A 17,986-nucleotide genomic window follows, 5' to 3' on the forward strand; every position below is an offset into this window, starting at 1 on the left:
TCCGCATAATGCGGGGGCTTTTTTATGCAGGGGCCTCGACCCTCGAGACATCGCCTTGATCACTAACAAGCGTGATCCGCCGGATCCCGAATGTCCCCACCGCCGCACGGATATCCTCAAGGCGGGCCATTGTCAGCGCTGTGGAAAACCCGTCCGCCATGGTTGCGGTCGCCGCCTCGACCGAGACTGTAGACCAACGCGGTTTTGCGTGCCCATGCAGGATATGCCCTTGACCGCCCAGCGGAACGGCCTTGGGGCTGGAGGTGGCGATGGCCGACGAGGTGAGCGTGCGCGTGCCGATCATCCCGATTTCGGGGTCACTGATGCCCAGCCTCCACGGCCCGCCGGTGCCTCGAAATTCACCGATATTGACCAGCGTGCGCTCGAGCCCCGCATCCCGCAGCGCCTCGGCCACCAGATCTGTCGCGAACCCTTGGGCGATTCCGTTAAAGGTCAACGCCTGTCCTTCGCCCAACGTAACCGACGCAGCACTATGGCGCACACGCGACCAGTCGATGAGCGCGCGCGCGGCCTCAGGTGGTTGCCCTTCGGCTAATGCGCGCCACAGCGGCTGAACGGTGGGGTCAAATAGCCCGCCGGTTGCTGCGTGAACCTGTGTGCAGGCCTGCATCAACCTGCGAAACATCACATCGGGCGCATCAAGGTGCCCGGTCCGGTTCAACCGCGAGACTGTGGAGGCCGGATCGAACAGGTCGAATTGCGCCATAACGGCATCCAGAGACCCACGGGCGCGGTCCAATGCGGGCTCGGCAATCTCTGCCGGGGCATGCAGGGTTATGTCAACCTCCGCCCCCAGGGCACGACCCTGCCAGCGGTGGATCTGCGCCCGCGCGGGCGTCGCCAGCATGCAGGCGGCCGAGATAGACAAGAAACGCCGACGATTCAGTTTCATTGCGCGGCCACCTTATGCAGTCTGCGCCCGTTCCGCGCCGCCACGATCAGCGGCACGCATTGTTTTGGGTCATCGTGGATCGTGACGCAATCAAGGCATTGGAAACATTCGGAATACTGGATTTCGCCGGTTTTCTTGATGGCTCCGTAGGCGCATTTGACGCGGCACAACTGGCAGGGCGATCCGCATTCCGCCCGCCTGTCGATCCATTTGCGGGTGCGTATCAATCCGCCGATCGCCATGACGGCGCCCAGTGGGCAAATGTAGCGGCAGAACCCTTTGAACACCACCATGGACAGCACCAAAAGCCCCACCGCATAAGCCACATAATACCATTCGCGGACAAAGAACGTGGTCACTGCGGTCTTGAACGGCTCGACTTCGATGGCTTTGTCCAATCGCGCAGGGGCGGTGAACATGATCGCCACAAGTGCGAACAAGACGGCGTATTTGATCCATTTCAGGCGGTCGTCCCACGCATCGGGCACGTCAATCTGGCGGATGCGCAACAGTCTTGCGAGGTGGTGGGCGAACTCTTGCATCGCCCCGAAGGGACACAACCAGCCGCAAAACAGACCTCGCCCCCAGAGCACAAACCCGAGGATCGTGACAGCCCAGATGACAAGCGAGAAGGGATCGTAGAGTAAAAACGCCAGTGATCCGCCCTCGGCCACCGTACGGATCACCCCGAGCGGCGTAACGATCGACAACTGCCCTTGCCCCCACCAGCCGACAAACCCGATGACAAAGGCCAGAATCCCGAGGCGGATCGGTGTGAAATATCTATGCCCGGCCAGGCGGTTCAGGCTAAGGCCCAGCAGTGCGATCAATCCGACAAGAAAGACGGCGAGGATAATCAGATCCGCCGCACGGTTGCGCAACGCATCTACCCACGCAGGCGTCGGTTTGACCGCTTCGAGACGTTTGAAAAACCGCGCGTCCGTGCTGTGGGTGATGTCTACCGAGGCTGAACCGATTTCGGGTTTGAACATGCCATGCTCGCGCAGCGCCTTGATCCGCAGTGTCCATTCCGCAGTAGGATCGAACCCCAGCCGCCTGTCCGTGCGCAGGATCAGGGCAGCACCGTCGTGCAGTTCGTCGGGCAGGGCGTCATTCAGCTCAATGTAGATGTCGGCATCTCGCAGGGCTATCGGAAAACCGCCTTGTTCCGCGCTGATCAGATCGGGTGAGGTGTTGCGGATGAATTCATCGGTGACCAACCCGTGCCGTGCCGTCTCGATTACAAGAATGGGTTCGTCGCTGGTGGAGATACCCATAAACCCCTTCAGTTCAGCGAGGCTGCCGGGAGACAGCACCGCGCGGGCGATCGAGGGCGGGCCTATGTCCACAACCCAAAGATCGAGGAAGGTGCCGTCGGGATTGTCTCTTGCTTCCGGATCATCGTCGGCCCAGATCTTCCCTGCAAATTCAGCGTTTATCTCCGCATTCGACACGCGGTGACGGGTGACCAGTCCTTGTCTGACCAGATCCTCCCAGTCCAATGGCTCATCATAGGTAAGGTCCGGATAGGCGGGCGGACCTGTCGAGACGCCGCTCATCTTTTCGCGTGCGACCTTCAGCGTCGCGGCCAGCACGCTTTCATGGGCGATGCGCACGGAGGCGGTCGCTTTGGTGACGCCGTCAAGATAGACCAGCGCGGATCCGTCAGTTCCCGCGCCATAAGGCGTCCCGACCACCAGACTTTCGGTAATCGAATGGCCACGATATTGCTCGAAGAACTTGTGGAACGGTGCCTGTCCCAGCCCTGAGACAAAGATCGGCTCGTTGTGGGAGATCAGTTTGACGTCGAGAAAACGAGCTTCAAGGTCAAGGACCACCAGCACGTTGATAGGCGCACCGGAAAAGCCGGGCAGCGGTGCCATCGGCTCAGTCTCGAACACAAATCCTGCCTCGGCACCGCCCGAGTTCAGAAGCTGCCACACGCCTTCATCGTTGATCCTCTCGCCCAGCGACATCGGCGGAACGATGTAGGGCTCCAACGTCTCTCGATCCAGCGGTTCGGCGGCCAGCGCAATGCACGACACCAGCCATAAAGTGACCGCACCAAGCACGATGTGTAATGTCCACTGGCGTTGCATTGATCGAGATTAGAAGCAGGTGGAAAAATGCTCTATGCGACTATGGTAGGGCTTCGCTATTTCGCCTTGGGATTGGCGCGGGATTTGTGCATGGTAATTGCTATGCCTGACCACAACCCTCACCCCTCATTGCCGGTCGTGGTGATATCACTTTTCGGGCTGTATTTGATCTGGGTCCTTGCGGCATGGGTAACAAGTGATGGTGCGGTCCTTCCCGGCCCTGCCGAGGTCTGGCGCGTCGGCTTGCTCGAGGGCCGATCGGGTGAGTTGCAGCGGCACATCTGGGCAACGCTCAAGCGGGTTGCCATGGCCTTCGCGCTTGCGATGGTTTTTGGCACGGTGGCGGGGCTGTTGTTGGGGTTCTATCCGTATCTCAACCGCTGGTTCGGGCCATGGCTGATCGTGCTTTTGAATATTCCCGCATTGGTTGTTATCGTTTTGTGCTACCTCTGGATCGGTCTGAACGAGGTTGCTGCGGTTACTGCTGTCGCCCTCAATAAAATGGCGATGGTGGCTGTGACCTTGCGCGAAGGGGTGCAGGCCCTGGACCCTAAACTTGGCGAAATGGCACGTGTCTTCCGGATGCGGCCCATACAGCGCCTTCGCCATGTGACACTACCCCAGCTTTGGCCCTATTTTGCTGCCAGCACGCGCAACGGGTTGGCGATTATTTGGAAAATTGTGCTCGTGGTCGAGTTTCTGGGCCGCAGCGATGGCATCGGGTTTCAAATTCACCTCTATTTCCAATTATTCGAGACCCGCTATGTTCTGGCCTACGCACTGAGTTTTGTGGTTCTGATGCTGGCGTTGGAATACGGGGTCCTACAATCGTGGGAACGACATGCAACACAGTGGCGCCGTGGGTCTTTGGTCTAATCGACCAACGTCGCATTTGGCTTCGAGTTATGCTGTTGTAGCGTGCGGTTGGATTTCCGGAGGAACACAACATGCGGCTCGCATCACCAATGCTCATTGCAACGCTTCTTTCACTGGTAGCACCGATTGTGCAGGCAGAAGGTAACGCCGAGAAGGGCGCAAAGGTTTTTCGAAAGTGCAAGGCATGTCACGCAGTTGGCGCGCTTGCAAAAACTGGCACCGGACCGGTCCTGACCGGTGTCATGGATGCTGCCGCGATGAATGATCCCGACTTCCAGTATTCGGATGCTTTGATCAAAGCGGCACAGGACGGGCTGGTCTGGGATGAGGAAACACTCGCCGCCTTTCTGGCAAAGCCGCGCGATTTCTTGCGCGGAACGCAAATGTCGTTCTCTGGCTTGCGCAAGGAATCGGAAATTGAAGACATTATCGCGTATCTTGCTCAGCAGTGAACGCTCGTTATTATCAGGCACTGTGTGTGAGGCCTCCGCTGGTAACACTTTTTAGAATTATCAAGAGTAAATCGATAATTCAAAGAACGTATTTAACATAAGTCTGATTATACGCCAACGGGTTAGCGGCGGCGCTCTGTCATGAGGCGGCTTGTGTCAACTGCCGCGATCATCGCGATCGGGCTTACACCGCTTGCTGCCAAACCTGCCGCCGCACAGGGCTACCAGATCGATTGTGCGATCCTCCTGTGCCTCGCAGGCGGTTGGCCTGCGTCGGCTCCCTGCGCCCGTGCTCGCGCAGAGTTTATCCGCCGGATCACGCCCTGGCCAATTGAGCCACCGCTGCAGATCTGGCGTTGTCCAATGCGTGCTGAGTTCGAAGCGCCGAACCCGGTTGAGCGCCTCTACAGATTGGCGGGGTTCAATCCGGGTCCAGCAGTCTCCCTGCCCCGAGAGCGAGAAACGCTCCAGCTCGCCCAAGCTGTCGGGCGTGCTGCGGATATCGACGTGACGGACCCTGCTTTTGATTTCATCCGCTCCATAGATGTCTTCCAGGTTACGGCACGTCAGAGGGAGGGCCGTGACGATTGCAACAGATATGCTTCTGTGCGGCGTGGCACGTATGATCAGGACGGCCAATTCCGGTGGCAAAACAGCTCGATAAGTGCCCTTCCTCCAGCCTTCCGAGGGGCCGAGCGATACGGCCAGAACTGCCCCGATATCTGGGTCCGTGCTGTGTTCGTCGATTGGGAGGATTTTGAGGGCACCTATGGCTTCGAACAAGTCAACTACTGATCTCAAACAGTCACAGGCAAACGATAAAAAAGAAGAAACCCCCGCAAGGCGGCAACCAAGCGAGGGACTCAAAGAACAACGGAATTGGCGTTCCGTCAGATCAAATCAAACTGTGATCTCATTCTAGCAGTCCCGACAGTCAAGGCAATGAAAAAACGTGTCGCTCGCTGGGATACGGATGCCCTGTTGCAGCCTTGTCCCAATTCACAAGGACTAGACATTGAACGTGATCCAAACCCATCTCACCCTGCCGGAAGGCTGGACCAAAGGTGCTGTCATGGCGCTAATTTCAGAGGTTGCCCCGCATATAGGCCTGCGCCCGGCGCGCCTCGCAGTTCTGAACTACATCATCGGGCGCACCCGCGCATCCGACTGGACCTCTCCCCATCGTGAACCGGTGTTTTTTGGCGCGCAAGATCTCGCAGCGGTCGAACTTGGCAAGACGTCGCGCCAGTTGCGAACGGATGAGGCCGCGCTGGCCAAGCTTGGGCTGATCGTGAAACGTGTCGCGGCGAATGGGGCCCGCTATGGTCGCGCTGGCCTAGGCTTGATACTGACTCCGCTGATCGCGCGACTGGAAGAGTTCATAGCCCTTCGCGATCGACTCCGTGCGGAACGGAGGCATTTGCGCGCTTTGAAGGATCTTCGGTCCCTTCGTTTGCGTCACATGAAACGGTGCATCGCCGCCCTGCCCTCCTCGGCTATCAAAGATCCTGAGATCGCCAAGATTCTGGCCAGTTTCGATGAATGGCCACGCAGCGATGGGTTAAGCCGTCTCGGTCTGGAGCGGCTCAACGCCCATTTGAAGGCCAGTTCCGATCTGTGCAACAGCCTTGATGATTGGCTTGAAAAACGTGGGCTTTCTTCCGACCAACCAGCGGAAAACTTCCGGCCCTTTAAACAAAACACCAGAGAAGAAACTCAAACTGTAAAGACGCCGCCCGCTGTGGATAACTCTGTAAGACACGCGGAAATTGCACAGAATGCATTGCCGTCACCAATTTCCTGCCCCGCGCCACCCACTCTGACGCCAGAGAATCTATATCGCATTGCTGGCGACGGCCTACGCATGATGCTTGACGCGAGCCGAGATCAAAACCGACCTCTCAAAGAGCGCGACATCATCGAGGCGGCCTGGGCGTTACTGCCGATGCTCGATATCCATGCTTCAGTTTGGCACGAGGGCCAGAGCACCTTGGGCGACCACGGGTTGGCTTTCTGTCTACTATTGGTTGATGCGCAGCGAGATCACCCGAGTTATCCTGTTCGCAATCCTGGCGGTTTGATGCGCGAGCTGATCCGTCGAGCCAAGGCAGGAAGGCTGGACTTTGATGCAAGCGTTGCGGCTCTGCAAAAACGGCGCAATAGGGTGAGGTAAAGTTTCCAACCCGCAACTGAACTTGCCCAAGTTGTGAGTTCCATTCTGATTGCATCGGTTTGCGTGGATAGGGTACTTCATCCCCGCTCCAGTTTCATCAGTTCATCTCGAAACGCTTCGGCCGGGGTTCGATAACCGAGGCATTTGCGCGGTGTCGCGTTCAGGCGGTCGCAAATCGACTTCATATATCGACTTGGGAGCGCCAGCAGAGCAGTGTCTCGTGGCAGGTATCTGCGAATCCGTTTGTTCATATTCTCGACTGATCCTTTCTGCCACGGGGCCTGTGGATCACAGAACCAAGATTTGGTTCCCATGCCTTTGTGCAGTTCGCGCCAGGATGTGAACTCAAACCCACGGTCGAACGTAATGCTGCGACGGGCGTCAGCGGGCAGGGGCGACATCTCGTTGATCAGCTTGTTCATGAGAGGGCGTGACTTGCGGTCGTTGTTGCGCAGCAGCAGCGTGTAGCGGGTCTTACGTTCTATCAAAGTCGCCACGTTGGCATTGCCTTGAGCGCGTTCAAAGATCATCAAGTCGCCTTCCCAGTTGCCAAACTGGCTACGGTTGTTGATCTCGTCGGGGCGGTTGTGAATGCTTATTTCCAAGGGGAACACACGATCACGGGCCTTGCGGGCGTAGCGTGGTTTGCGCTTCCTCTGGCGCTCGGGCAGATACCGGCCAAGTTCCTGAGACTGGCCGCTTTCAGAATAGACGTACTGATAGATTGTCTCGTGGCAAATCCGGTAAGGAGGACACGGTTCGATTCTAAGCCGACCTGCGATTTGTTCGGGCGACCAGCCGTTCTTCAATTTGCCGATCACTTCGTTGCGTAAATCCTCGTGCCGTTCCAATTTACGGCGCTTCAGGTAACGCCGATCTGCGAGCGTTTGCGCTGTCACATGCCAATAGCCATCAGCCTGCGGAACTTCCTCGTCGTGCCACCAGTTGCGCTTGATCTCGCGGTGGATCGTTGAGCGATCTCGACCAAGCGTTTCTGCGATCTTCGTCTTCGTGGCTTTCGCTTGGAGCATTGTCGCCAAGATTCTGCGTTCATCTAAGTTCAATTTGCGGTAGGGTCGTCTCATCACATCCTCCTGATCTGCATCAGAAATTTATCCAGTGATGCAATCCAAAATGGAATGTGCCAGTGCTCCTTCAAAAATCCGAGAGTCTATCTTATGTTAAATCTTTAATAAAATCGGCGCTGTTTGAATAGGCAACAAATTTAGAATCAAGTATTCTTCGCACCCACGCCATGGATGATTAGTTCCAGCATTTCATCTGCAATACTCTCTGGGTTAAGCGGCCCTTTCGGATTATACCAGATCGGCATCTGGTTGAAGGCCGAAAAAAGCACATGTGCGAGGCGCTTTGAGTCGCAATCGCGGATAGAACCGTCTTTGATCCCTTCTGCGATAATACTTTCAAGAAAATTCTGACCGTCTATCAGTGTCTGACGCAAATTCTTCTGATTTTCTCCGGTCAGATTGCGCCGCGCTTCGCGCATCAAGGCAGAGCCGAATTCGCTCACAACCATGTTCGCATAGACTCTAAAGAATACGCGGATACGATCAAGCCCGTTACCCTGAACTTCCTGTGCCGATGTGAAGCATAGCTCGACCCGCTCCAGCGAGATGCGGGCGCATTGCATCAGGATATCTTCTTTGTTTTTGGCGTAATAATAAAGCGCGGGCTTGGTGACTGCGAGTGCCGCTGCGATGTCATCCATCGATGTCTGTTTGTATCCGACTGTTGAAAACGAATGCGCGGCCAGATTGAGCATGGCCCGCCGTTTCAGCTTTTGCTGGCCTTTGGCATCTTTGGTTTTTTTGTGCCAATGGATTCTAGTCAAAGCTACTCTTTCAAAACCAACGGGCGGAACCGAAGCACCGCCCGCATTTATCACTGACAGACTAGTAGTCGAGCCCGCGGGCCGCAATAGTCCATTTACCGTCTTCGACTTTTGCCATAATCAGACTTTCGATGCCCTGATGGTCTTCCGGGCCAAAGCTGACCGACTGGCCGCCGATCGGATCAACATAGCTAGTGATCGCTTCGGTTGCGGCCAGAAATCCTTCGGTCGTCAGATCGCGACCAGCAGCTTCGAGCGCCACGGCAATCAGGTCGATGAAAACGTAACCAAGCTGCGCTTGTGGGGCCATCTTTTCACCGTAAATTTCGCTGTAACTCTCCAGGATACGTTTTGCTTCCCCTTCGGAGTCTCCTGCGTTCGCAAAAACAAAAGGCGATACCAGATATAGACCATCCATCGCGCCATCAGCGGCAGTCGCAACTGCATCCATATAGGACACCATTCCAGTCACGAAAGTCGGTTCAAAACCAAGCTTTTTAGATGTTGCAACAACTAGAATTGTATCGCGCACCCCACCCGCCAGAAACACGATATCGCAACCGGCGTTTTTCAATGTGGTTACAGACGAGAGCATATCGGATTCGGTTGCCGAATGCTCCGTTTTGGCCGCGACTTTCATGTCATACTCTGCCAATTGCTGCGTGACGCCAAGCGCCATTGATTCACCAGCTTCATTTGCGAGTTGCGCAATGCAGGGTGTTGAGAAATCACCATTTTCCTTGAAGTATGCAACGCCCGCGCGAAACTGGTCTGTATAGCTGCGAAAAAATGCGTATTTCATCGGATCCAATGGTTCATACATCTCGACCTCGGCCGACATCGGGAACATGTTGGGAATTCCCGCTTCAATTTGTTGCGGCATGATCGCTAGGTTCATCGGTGTGCCAAGCGCGCCAACCATCGCAAAAATCTGGTCGCGGCGCATCAGTTTGTTTGCAACCTGAATCGCGCGGGGCACCTGATATTGCGTGTCCTCGATTATAATCTCAAGCTGGCGACCGTGAATGCCGCCCGCCGCATTGATCTCGTCCACGCGCATGCGCAGGCCATTCGCCTCGGGCACACCCCAGACTGCCAACGGCCCGCTTAGGTCCGTATAGGTGCCAAGCGTGATCATGTCGTCGGTCACGCCCTGCAGCCCCTCGGCCATCGCGCCGGTGGCTGTCATTGCGGTAAACGCAAGTGCTGTTGCTAGTTTCTTCATTGGTCTCTCCCTTTGGTGTTTCAATACATCGTTTCGATCAGGTCTTTGTATTTGCGCTCGATCTCGTTGCGCTTAAGCTTCATCGTCGGAGTCAGCTCGTCGTCTTCGGCTGTCAAAAGTACGTCGATCAGCCGGAATTTCTTTACCTGCTCGACCGGCGCGAAACCGCTGTTCGCCTGTTCCACCTCGCCTTCGATCAAGTCCTGGATTTGGGTGTTTGCGCACAGGGATTTGTAGTTGGAAAACGGGATACGCTTTTCCTGCGCGTATTTTTCAACGTTTTCGTGGTCGATCATGATCAGCACGCTCAGGTATTTGCGCTTGTCCCCGATGATCACCGCATCAGAAATATAGGGCGAGAATTTGAGCTCGTTTTCCAACTGCGAAGGCGTAATGTTCTTGCCGCCTGCGGTGATGATGATGTCCTTCTTGCGGTCCAGAATAGTTAGGTCACCATTGGCATCCATCGTCCCAACATCACCCGTATAGACCCAGCCATCGACCACGGTTTCCGCCGTCTTTTCAGGCTGGTTCAGATAACCCGAAAAATTGCTGGATGAGCGAATGAGGATTTCACCGTCATCGGCCAGTTTCGCTTCGACATTGCGCATTGCCCGGCCGATGGAACCGATCGGTGATCTGCCCGGTATGGTTGCAGTCACAATGCCGGTTTCGGTCTGGCCATATGCCTCTTGTACTGTCACCCCAAGGGCATTGAACCAGCTGAGCAGTCGGGCTGAAATCGGTGCCGCACCCGATACGATCGTATGCGCGCGCGCCAGTCCCAGTTCGACCCTGATATTTCGAAGCACCAGAAAGTCCAGCACCTTATGCCTAAGCCTAAGCATCGTCGGCACAGATTTTCCCGCAGCAATCAATGCCTCCCTGCGTCCAGCCGTTTTCAGGGCTTGGTCATAGGCAAACCGGCCAAATGCGGTGGCATCATTCATCACAAAATTGATACGGGAATAGAATTTTTCCCACACGCGCGGCACCGCAAAGATGAATGTTGGCGCGACTTCCTGAATGTCAGCGGCAAATGTATCGCCGCTTTCCGCGATGTTGATGGTTATGCCGTGACGGATCGGCACGCAGACAGACAGGATCCGTTCGGCCGCGTGACACAGCGGCAGGAACGTCAAAACTTCATCGCCCGGTCCGAGCGGCAATTCGGGGTAATTATCCGATTGCGCTAGAAAGAAGCGGTGCGACATCGCGGCACCTTTGGGAGCACCGGTTGTGCCGGACGTATAGATCAGCGTTGCGATATCTTCGGGATCGCCCGCATCAACGCGGCGCTCAAATTCAACGCTCAGTTCTTCGATTTTAGCGTCCGACAGTGCGAGAAATTCTTCCCAGCCTATGACTTTGTCATGCTGGAAACTGCGCAACCCTTCCATATCAAATACGATAACTTTTTCGAGATGATCAAGCTGGTCCTCCACACCCAGATACTTATCTAGCTGCTCTTCATCCTCAACGAATAGCACCTTCGCTCCGCTATCGTTCAACTGATAGGCAACTTGCTTTTCCTGCAAAGTAGGATATAGCCCGTGAGTCGTGGCCCCGATGCACTGGATGCCAAGGTCGGCAAACACCCACTCCTTGTTGTCTTCACTAATGATCGCGGCCACGTCACCTTCACGGTAGCCCAACGCCATAAGTGAACACCCGACCCTGCGCGCGGATGCGTAATAGTCCAGCCAGCTGAATTCTTTCCAGATGCCGAAATCCTTTTCGCGGATTGCGATTTTGTTGCCGAACTTCTTGCAGTTCTGCCGGAACAGTTTGGAGAACGTGTCACAGCCGTCAATCTGGACCGGCGGCGGCGTCCATCCTGCGGTGGATTGGTCTTGCATTGTGTTCATCGCCACGTCTTTCTTGCTTTCCAGCGGCGGTCGCCGCGCGCACTTTCTGCTTTGATGCCAAGGTAGAATTCGCGAATGTCAGCACTTTTCATGAGAACGTCGCGTTCACCTTCCATAACGATCCGGCCGGTTTCAAGGACGTACCCGAAATCGGCGGCCGGCAGCGCAACACTGGCGTTCTGTTCAACCAGCAACATGGTCACGCCTTCTTCGACGTTGATCCGTTTGATGATCTGGAAAATCTCGGAAATCAGGAGCGGTGACAGGCCCAGCGACGGCTCGTCCAGCAACATCACGCGCGGACGCTGCATAAACGCGCGACCCAAAGCCAACATCTGTTGTTGCCCGCCAGATAGATAGATCGCCTGCTTTTCCAGAAAGGTGCGCAGCACGGGAAACCAGCCCAGCACCTTTTCCAAGTCACGCGCCACTTCATCGCGATCCTTGCGGCAATAGGCACCCATCATCAGGTTGTCCTTGACCGACAAGAGGGAAAACACTTCGCGCCCTTCGGGTGAATGGGCGATGCCGGCGCGCGCGATGACATCTGGGTCAAGCGCGGTGATATCGCGCCCTTCAAATTCCACCTGCCCCTTGAACGGATCAAGCGCGCCGGAGATGGTTTTCAAAATCGTCGTTTTGCCCGCCCCATTGGAGCCCATGACCGTAACGACCGACCCTTCCTTGACCGTCAGGCTGATGCCGCGAATGGCCATCACCCTGCCATACATCGTTTCGACGTTGCTGGCGCGCAGTACCTCGGTCATGCTGCCTGCCCTCCCAGATATGCCGCCTGAACATCGGGATCGCTTTGAACTTCGGATGCGCTGCCGCTTGCAAGAAACCGGCCTTCGTTGATGGCCAGCACCATGTCCGAAACTTTGTTCACCAGTTTCATGTCGTGTTCGATCATAACAACGGTGACACCCAGGACCTCGCGGATATCTTCAATCACAAAAGCAGTATCGTCGGTTTCCTCGCTGGTCAGTCCGCTTGACGGTTCGTCCAGCAACAGGATCTTTGGCTCCGACACCAACGCGCGGGCCATTTCGGTCTTTTTGCGCACGCCATACGGCAAATCCGCAACCCGTGCATGACGGTAGCCTTCGAGATCAAGAAACTCGATTATTTCTTCGGCTTTGCGGCGGTGGGCCAGTTCCTGACGCATCTGCGAACGGGTAAAAAACAGCTCACTCAGAGGCCCGAATTTGCCGTGACGGATGCGCCCGATCAGCAAGTTATCAAGCAATGACGCATGTTCGAACAGTTCGATATTCTGGAACGTCCGCGCAATGCCGTGGTTGATTACCTCATGGGATTTCGCTTTTCGCAGGCTTTTGCCGTTGAACCGGATGTCGCCTTGCGACGGATCGTAAATCCGGCAGATGAGGTTGAACACCGTGCTTTTGCCCGCGCCATTGGGGCCAATGATGGTGAACACCGACCCCGGTTCAACTGAAAAGCTCAAGCCATCCACCGCTTTCAAACCACCAAAGGAAAGCGATACGTTATCTATCTCCAACCCGTTCATCTTAAACGCTCCGTTTTGAGGAATGTCTTCTGACGCTGGAAACTGCGCTTCTTGTACATCGGGAACACGTTGAAATAGTGATGGATCTTGGTCCAGCGTCCATAAAGTCCGTCAGGTTCGAACAGGATGAACCCCAGCAGGATCAGACCGAATGCAAGACTATCGAAACCGCCGGACGTGGCGACTGCACTGGGCAGCACGATCTTGACCCAGCTCAACACGGTTGGCAGCAGCACGATAAAGAACGCCCCAAAAACCGCGCCGTGGATGGTTCCGATCCCGCCGACGACGATCATCAACAGCAGACGGATGGATTCCCCCATTCCGAAGGTTTCCGGCGTGATGTAGAAGAAGGCGTGCGCCAGCAGCCCGCCCGCGAGGCCCGCAAAAACTGCCGAGATGAAGAACGCATATGCCTTGAAGAAGGCCACATTGGTTCCCAACGCCCGCGCCGACACTTCGGAGTCGCGGATCGCAATCATGGCGCGACCCGACCTTGTGCGTGTCAGGTTGCGAACGATCAGGATACAACCCACGAAGATGACAAAATTCAGCAGATAAACTTTCCAGCTTTCGTCGATGGCCAGCCCGAGAATATTGATTTCCGGCACCGAAAGGCCACGATGACCGCCTGTGAAATCGCCCGCACCACCGATGAGCCGTTCGGTCACAATCGCAATCGAAAGCGTGGCAATCGCCAGATACAGCCCGTGCATCTTTCCGCAGATCCGTCCGACGGCCAACCCGACCAGCCCAGCCACCAACGCCGCTATCGGCAGCGACAAAAGCCACGGCACGCTGTAACGGGTCAGCAGGATCGTGTGAGTGTAGGCACCGATTGCGACAAACGCCGCCTGTCCGAAACTCACCTGCCCGGAAAATCCGGTCAGCACCATTAGCCCAAGACCCGCGATAGCATAGATGAATACGAATGAGAGTTCATCCAGAAAATAGCCGTCCAGAAACAGCGGCGCGGCCAGTGCGATCGCGGCAAACAGCAGATACCAGAATGCCTGTCCACGGTCGCGGAAAAGCTGGATGTCCTGAACATAGGATTTGCGAAAAATTACGCGCATGGCTTAGACCTTCTTTGCATAAATTTGGGCCAGCAGGCCTTGCGGACGGATCAACAGCACAAGGAACATGATCAAGTAGGCACCAATTCCTTTGAGGGTCGGGAACATGATATCGAAAAACGGTTCCGTCACACCGATCAGCAAGCAACCGATCACCGCACCGGGGATGGAGCCGAAACCACCGACAATTGCCCCTGCAAATGCCTTGAACCCGATAAAACCCATCTGCGTCGAAACCAACGTCATTGGCCCCAGGAGCAGTCCGGCAATCCCGCCAAAGATCGCGGACATTGCCCAGATCGAGGATGTCAGCCGTTTCACAGGAATACCCATGTAGAACGCTGCTAACTGGTTCAGGGACAACGCCTGCATGGCGACACCCTGCCGAGCGTAACGGAAAAACAGGTACAGCGCGCTGGCGACAACCGCGGTGACAACAATCGACAACACGCTGGCCCAAGAAATGATCACTGGGCCCAGTGTAAGATTGCCATCAACCGGAGCAGGCAACGAATAGTTGCCAAACCCCCAAATTATCCCTGCAACCGCCCTGAGCGCGATACCCAATGCCAGCGTCAGGATAAAGACAGTGAACACCGGCTGGCCCGTCAGGCGCCGCACCACAAGCGCTTCGACGCCGTAGCCGAATGCGCCCATGAAGACCAATGTCAACATCGCACCCAGCCAGTAGGGCATCCCCATCAGCACGATGAACTGATACCCGACAAATGCCCCCAGCATCATGAATTCGCCTTGGGCAAAATTCACCTGCTCAGTCGCCTTATACACAAGCACCAGACCAATCGCGATCAGGCTATAAAGGCACCCTTGTGACAGGCCGACCACAAAAAGCTGCATCGCATCGGCAAAAGACAAGGCAGTCATGCGTTGTTCCCCCAGTGTTCAAGGATTTCATCAAGGCTGATTTCTCCCGCATCTCCGGTCGTCGGTGTGTCGGGTTGTGTTCGCGAGAATCGCGGTGCGGGCGTCGGCATCTCGATGCCACCTACTGTGACAAAGCTGCCCCGGGCGCGATTATGCGCATGATCCGATGCGTCAGCCAGAGAAACCACAGGTGCGAAACACGCGTCGCTGCCTTCCAGAATATCGCACCATTCCTGTTGGGTCGCAGTCAGGAAAATCTCCGTAAGCGCGTCCATCATACTGGCCTGCGCGGTGGGTGCGTATTGATCGGCAAAGCGCGGATCGTCTGTGAGGCCCAGAAGTGCCAGAAGTTCGGCAAAAAATTGCGGTTCGAGACATCCAACGGACACATATTTGCCATCGCCCGTTTCGTAACAACGATACCACGCAACGCCGCCGTTGATAAAATCGCCAGACCGTTTATCAGACCAAGCGCCACATGCGACCAACCCGTGCTGCATGGTCATCAGCAGGTTAACCCCGTCCGTCATGGCCGTATCGACCACCTGCCCCTGCCCCGTGGCGCGCGCATGAGTCAGGGCTGCAAGGATACCAACGTTCAGCATCATCGCGCCGCCGCCCTGATCCGCGATCAGGTTCATCGGTGCAGGTGGCGGGCGGTCCGCATCGCCCAAACCCCAAACCGCACCGGTTATGGCGGCATAATTCATGTCGTGGCCCGCTGCATGTGCCAGCGGCCCTTCCTGTCCCCATCCGGTCAATCGGCCATAGACCAAGGCCGGATTGCGCGCCTGCACCTGTTCCGGACCAAATCCCAGCTTTTCCATTTTGCCCGGCCTGAACCCTTCGATCAGCACCTCGGCACGTTCGATCAACTGCCAGAGCCGGTCGACATCTCTGGCCTTTGTCAGGTCAAGTGTCAGGCTGCGGCGCGAGCGGTTGAACAGATTGTATTTCGCATCAATCGGCAACGGAAATTTCTGACCGGGCCGCGCGATGCGCACCACTTCAGCGCCCAGATCAGCCAGATGCATCGCAGCAAACGGCGCAGGGCCAAGACCTGCCATTTCAACAATGCGTACACCTTTGAGGGGACCTGAGCGTTGCAGCATCGCCCTATCTCGCCTGCAGGCGCGTGGCAGCATCAAGCCGCACGGTTTCGCCGTTCATATATGAATTCTCGATCAGAAAGGCGCAGCAATGAGCGAATTCTTCCATCCGGCCGACACGCTTGGGCGCTTCGACAGAGGCTTCGAGGTTTGCGATCACGTTGTCGGGCAGCGACATGACCATCGGCGTGCCGAACAGGCCGGGTGCAATCGCGTTGACGCGAATGCCCTTGGCACCCAGTTCGCGCGCGGCAGGCAGGTTAAGGCCCATCACCCCCGCCTTTGACGACGAATAAGCCGGCTGGCCGATTTGCCCTTCCATCGCAGCACCAGAGGAGACGTTGACAACAACACCGCGCTCTTCGCCGTTTTCGGGTTCATTCAACAACATCCGCTGAACAGCTTTGCTCATTACGTTGAATGTGCCGACAAGATTGATATCAACCGTGCGGCGGAATGTGTCGAGCGACGCGGCCTTGCCGTCACGGTCGATCACTTTCATCGGGCTGACGACCCCGGCGCAGTTGATGCACCCATGCAGCGCACCGAATTTTGAAACCACGGCGTCAACTGCCGCGTCCACGCCTTCATCGTCGGTCACATCGACGTTGCAGAACATTGCGTTTGAAGCACCCAGTTCCTTGACCAGCGCATCGCCAGCGCCCTGCGACATATCGAAAATACCAATCTTGGCACCGCGTGCTCGCAGATATTTCGCCGTCGCCGCGCCAAGACCCGATGCCCCGCCGGTGACGATGATTGTCTTGCCTTCGATTTCCATGACCGCTCCTATTTGAATGCCTGCACGCCGGTAAGCGTCCGTGCGATCAGCAATTTTTGTATTTCTGTAGTCCCGTCCGGGATCGGCCCGATAATGGCCTCGCGCGCCAGCCGTTCGACGATAAAATCGGTGGTGACACCATTGCCACCGTGGATCTGCACTGCTTGGCGCGTTGCGTTCACTGCGATTTCCGTGCCGTACCATTTGGCCATGGCACATTCCTTGTCGCAGCGTTCGCCGCGGTCGATCATGCCAGCGGCACGGAGGGTCAAAAGCCGCGCAGCATCAATCTCTGTGGCCATTACGGCGATCTTGTCTGCGATGAGCTGGTGACCCGCTATCTGCTTGCCGTGCTGGTTGCGTTCCTGCGCATATCTGATCGACTCTTCCAACGCGCGCCGTGCCAGGGAGATTCCCCACATGGCCATGTGAACGCGCGCCCGTTCAAACACCACAAGCGTTTGCTGCAAGCCGCGGCCGACCTCGCCTATCGTGTTTGCAATCGGCACACGCACGTCATCAAGAAAGATCTGTGCCGTGGATTGTGCGTTCAGACCCATTTTTTTGATGTCGCGGGTTTCATAGCCATGCTCTTTGCGATCCACTAGAATATGGGTCAGGCCCTCATCGGTGGCGCAGGTGCATATCAGGAAATCCGAAAAGCGACCATTGGTGATCCAGGTCTTTTCGCCATTGATCACCCAGTCATCGCCGTCCCGCCGCGCTCGGGTTTTGACAGCGGCCACATCGGACCCGACATTTGGTTCCGATATGCCCATCGACGCGGTAATTTCACCGGCAAGCAACGGACCGATATATTTTTTGCGAATCTCATCAGACCCGAGCTTCAGCAGAATCTCACCTGCCACCACGTTGATCAGAATGGGCAGCGCGATATCTATTGCCGTAACACCAACCTCTTCGAACAGCATCAGGTGGGTGGTCCAATCCAGCCCCATACCGCCCGCTTCTTCGGGATGCGGGGCCGATGTCAGACCGAACTCGGCAAGTCGCGTCATGAAACCCTGAATGACTTCTTTTTCGAACGGCGCATCCTTAACCTTCAGGTATTCCGGTTCGATCTGGTCATCCAGAAACCGGCGCAAGGAATCGCAAGCCATTATCTGCTCTTCGGTTTTGAACATC

Annotated in this window: 17 protein-coding genes; 4 read left to right on the top strand and 13 right to left on the bottom strand. The window is 56.1% G+C overall.

Features of this window, described 5'->3' with window-relative positions:
* Positions 1–22: 22 nt before the first annotated feature.
* Both DSM107133_RS22210 and DSM107133_RS22215 read right to left on the bottom strand, forming a co-directional pair.
* Complete coding sequence (locus DSM107133_RS22210) at positions 23–913, bottom strand: FAD:protein FMN transferase (RefSeq protein WP_037941692.1); 891 nt, start codon at positions 911–913, stop codon at positions 23–25.
* The gene (locus DSM107133_RS22215; RefSeq protein ID WP_114294123.1) at positions 910–3,012 is read right to left on the bottom strand and encodes a 4Fe-4S binding protein; all 2,103 of its coding nucleotides are present in this window, start codon (positions 3,010–3,012) and stop codon (positions 910–912) included. Before DSM107133_RS22215 ends, DSM107133_RS22210 begins: the two co-directional genes overlap by 4 nt.
* A 27-nt stretch (positions 3,013–3,039) precedes the next feature.
* On the opposite strand from DSM107133_RS22215, the gene DSM107133_RS22220 reads away from it, so the two are divergent.
* The 4 genes from DSM107133_RS22220 (at position 3,040) to repC (ending at position 6,513) form a co-directional block, all read left to right on the top strand.
* Positions 3,040–3,888 carry an ABC transporter permease gene (locus tag DSM107133_RS22220; RefSeq protein ID WP_243253638.1) on the top strand — a complete coding sequence of 283 codons (849 nt, stop codon included), beginning with the start codon at positions 3,040–3,042 and terminating at the stop codon, positions 3,886–3,888.
* A gap of 71 nt (positions 3,889–3,959) precedes the next feature.
* Positions 3,960–4,340, top strand: a complete 381-nt coding sequence (locus tag DSM107133_RS22225) for a cytochrome c family protein (protein WP_240310571.1) — start codon at positions 3,960–3,962, stop codon at positions 4,338–4,340.
* A gap of 141 nt (positions 4,341–4,481) precedes the next feature.
* Positions 4,482–5,135 (top strand): hypothetical protein, encoded by a 654-nt coding sequence (locus DSM107133_RS22230; RefSeq protein WP_243253639.1) that lies wholly within the window; start codon positions 4,482–4,484, stop codon positions 5,133–5,135.
* A gap of 226 nt (positions 5,136–5,361) precedes the next feature.
* Positions 5,362–6,513: a replication initiation protein RepC gene (gene repC, locus DSM107133_RS22235; RefSeq protein ID WP_243253640.1), complete on the top strand. Its 1,152-nt coding sequence runs from the start codon at positions 5,362–5,364 to the stop codon at positions 6,511–6,513.
* Between the two features lie 77 nt (positions 6,514–6,590).
* Here the strand turns inward: repC and DSM107133_RS22240 are convergent, their stop codons facing one another.
* The 11 genes from DSM107133_RS22240 to DSM107133_RS22290 all read right to left on the bottom strand — a co-directional run bounded on the left by DSM107133_RS22240 (position 6,591) and on the right by DSM107133_RS22290 (position 17,985).
* Entirely contained in the window at positions 6,591–7,598 is a 1,008-nt protein-coding gene (locus DSM107133_RS22240) for an IS30 family transposase (protein ID WP_027238573.1), read from the bottom strand.
* Between the two features lie 146 nt (positions 7,599–7,744).
* Positions 7,745–8,365 (bottom strand): TetR/AcrR family transcriptional regulator, encoded by a 621-nt coding sequence (locus DSM107133_RS22245; protein ID WP_064223631.1) that lies wholly within the window; start codon positions 8,363–8,365, stop codon positions 7,745–7,747.
* Positions 8,366–8,426: 61 nt separating this feature from the next.
* The gene (locus DSM107133_RS22250) at positions 8,427–9,590 is read right to left on the bottom strand and encodes an ABC transporter substrate-binding protein (protein ID WP_039965744.1); all 1,164 of its coding nucleotides are present in this window, start codon (positions 9,588–9,590) and stop codon (positions 8,427–8,429) included.
* Between the two features lie 20 nt (positions 9,591–9,610).
* The gene (locus DSM107133_RS22255) at positions 9,611–11,458 is read right to left on the bottom strand and encodes a long-chain fatty acid--CoA ligase (protein WP_009808039.1); all 1,848 of its coding nucleotides are present in this window, start codon (positions 11,456–11,458) and stop codon (positions 9,611–9,613) included.
* Positions 11,455–12,225: an ABC transporter ATP-binding protein gene (locus DSM107133_RS22260; RefSeq protein WP_064223630.1), complete on the bottom strand. Its 771-nt coding sequence runs from the start codon at positions 12,223–12,225 to the stop codon at positions 11,455–11,457. Before DSM107133_RS22260 ends, DSM107133_RS22255 begins: the two co-directional genes overlap by 4 nt.
* The gene (locus DSM107133_RS22265; protein ID WP_009808037.1) at positions 12,222–12,989 is read right to left on the bottom strand and encodes an ABC transporter ATP-binding protein; all 768 of its coding nucleotides are present in this window, start codon (positions 12,987–12,989) and stop codon (positions 12,222–12,224) included. Before DSM107133_RS22265 ends, DSM107133_RS22260 begins: the two co-directional genes overlap by 4 nt.
* Positions 12,986–14,065 (bottom strand): branched-chain amino acid ABC transporter permease, encoded by a 1,080-nt coding sequence (locus DSM107133_RS22270; RefSeq protein WP_009808036.1) that lies wholly within the window; start codon positions 14,063–14,065, stop codon positions 12,986–12,988. Before DSM107133_RS22270 ends, DSM107133_RS22265 begins: the two co-directional genes overlap by 4 nt.
* Before the next feature lie 3 nt (positions 14,066–14,068).
* Positions 14,069–14,950, bottom strand: coding sequence for a branched-chain amino acid ABC transporter permease (locus DSM107133_RS22275; RefSeq protein WP_009808035.1), 882 nt, complete (start codon positions 14,948–14,950; stop codon positions 14,069–14,071).
* Complete coding sequence (locus DSM107133_RS22280) at positions 14,947–16,062, bottom strand: CaiB/BaiF CoA-transferase family protein (RefSeq protein ID WP_009808034.1); 1,116 nt, start codon at positions 16,060–16,062, stop codon at positions 14,947–14,949. The genes DSM107133_RS22275 and DSM107133_RS22280 overlap by 4 nt, the downstream gene beginning before the upstream one ends.
* 4 nt (positions 16,063–16,066) lie before the next feature.
* The gene (locus DSM107133_RS22285; RefSeq protein WP_009808033.1) at positions 16,067–16,840 is read right to left on the bottom strand and encodes an SDR family NAD(P)-dependent oxidoreductase; all 774 of its coding nucleotides are present in this window, start codon (positions 16,838–16,840) and stop codon (positions 16,067–16,069) included.
* Between the two features lie 8 nt (positions 16,841–16,848).
* On the bottom strand, positions 16,849–17,985 hold the full coding sequence (locus DSM107133_RS22290) for an acyl-CoA dehydrogenase family protein (RefSeq protein ID WP_009808032.1): 1,137 nt from the start codon (positions 17,983–17,985) through the stop codon (positions 16,849–16,851).
* Between the last annotated feature and the right edge of the window lies 1 nt (position 17,986).

The sequence above is a fragment of the Pseudosulfitobacter sp. DSM 107133 genome, assembly GCF_022788695.1.
Taxonomy (GTDB): Bacteria; Pseudomonadota; Alphaproteobacteria; order Rhodobacterales; family Rhodobacteraceae; genus Pseudosulfitobacter.